The following is a 1215-nucleotide window of genomic DNA, read 5'->3' on the forward strand; positions in this document are numbered from 1 at the left end:
GAAGACGCTGGTGCCGCATGCGGAGCTCAAGGTCTATGCCGGCGCCCCGCACGGCATCACCGATACCCACAAGGACCAGCTCAACGCCGACCTGCTCGCCTTCGCCAAGGCCTGATGGTTGTTCGCCGGTGCCGCCTCGCAGGTGGCCCCGGCACCCTATGTCAAACGCTTCAGCCAAGGATCAGAGCCATGACCTCTTCCCACAATCCCACCGACGTCTCCGGCCCCGGCCGTCGTGAATTCCTTGCAGGCACCAGTGCGCTTGCAGCCTCCGCCCTGCTGCCGAAAGGTGCCCATGCCGCAGATATCAAACGTTTCCGGCATGGCGGCTTCGATATTTCCGTCGTCAGCGACGGCTTCATCATGCTGCCGGTCAGCATCGTGCTGCCGGATGCAACGGCGGAAGAGCGGCCGGAGATCATGCGCCGGCTTGGCGGCACTCCCGAAAAGGCGCCGTTTCACACCAATATTCCGGTCATTCGCACTGGCGACGATCTGATCGTGGTCGACGACGGCTCGGGCACACGTTTCCAGGAGAGCGCCGGCAAGCTTCACGCCAATCTGCTTGCGGCCGGCATCGACCCGAGTGCGGTGACGAAGGTGGTGCTGACGCATGCCCATCCTGACCATGCGGGCGGCACCGTTGGCGCCGACGGCACGCTCGCCTTTCCGAATGCGCAGTACTTCGTTTCGGAGGGGGAATGGCGGTTCTGGACCGATCCCAACTTCGAAAAGACCGTGCCGCAGGTGCTTCATGGCTTTGCCAAGGGTGCGCAGCGCGATCTCTTTGCGGTCAAGGACCGGCTGACCCTGGTGAAGCCCGGCGACGAAATCGTCAACGGCATGCAGGTGCTCGACACGCGGGGCCACACACCCGGTCATATCTCGCTTCAGCTTTCCGGCGGTGACGGCGCCGGACATGAGGGCTTGGTGATCACGGGCGATGCGGTCACCAGCAACATCGTCTTCTTTGAGCACCCCGACTGGCATTTCGGCTTCGACACGGATGCGGAGCTGGCCTTGAAGAACCGCAAGGCCCTGATCGACCGGGCCGCGTCGGAGCGGCTGGCGCTGCTTGGCTATCATTGGGCCTATCCGGGGATCGGGCGGGCGGAGCGCAACGGGGCGGCCTATCGCTTCGTGGCGGCGGGGTGATCGCCTGGGGCCGGCAATCACTAGGACAGTTGACGGGCGCGCCTCCTGCGGGGCGCGCCC

1 protein-coding gene and 1 pseudogene are annotated in these 1215 nt (G+C 64.9%); both read left to right on the plus strand.

Annotated features, from left to right (window positions below):
- Window positions 1-115, plus strand: a pseudogene (locus ASE71_RS37055) (alpha/beta hydrolase); the annotation flags it as partial.
- 74 nt (window positions 116-189) lie between these two features.
- A complete protein-coding gene (locus ASE71_RS21905; RefSeq protein WP_060634967.1) occupies window positions 190-1155 on the plus strand; it encodes an MBL fold metallo-hydrolase in 966 nt (321 codons plus the stop codon).
- The last annotated feature ends 60 nt before the right edge of the window (window positions 1156-1215 follow it).

Origin of the sequence: Ensifer sp. Root954 (assembly GCF_001429005.1) — a bacterium.
In the GTDB taxonomy this organism is placed as follows: Bacteria; Pseudomonadota; Alphaproteobacteria; order Rhizobiales; family Rhizobiaceae; genus Ensifer; species Ensifer adhaerens.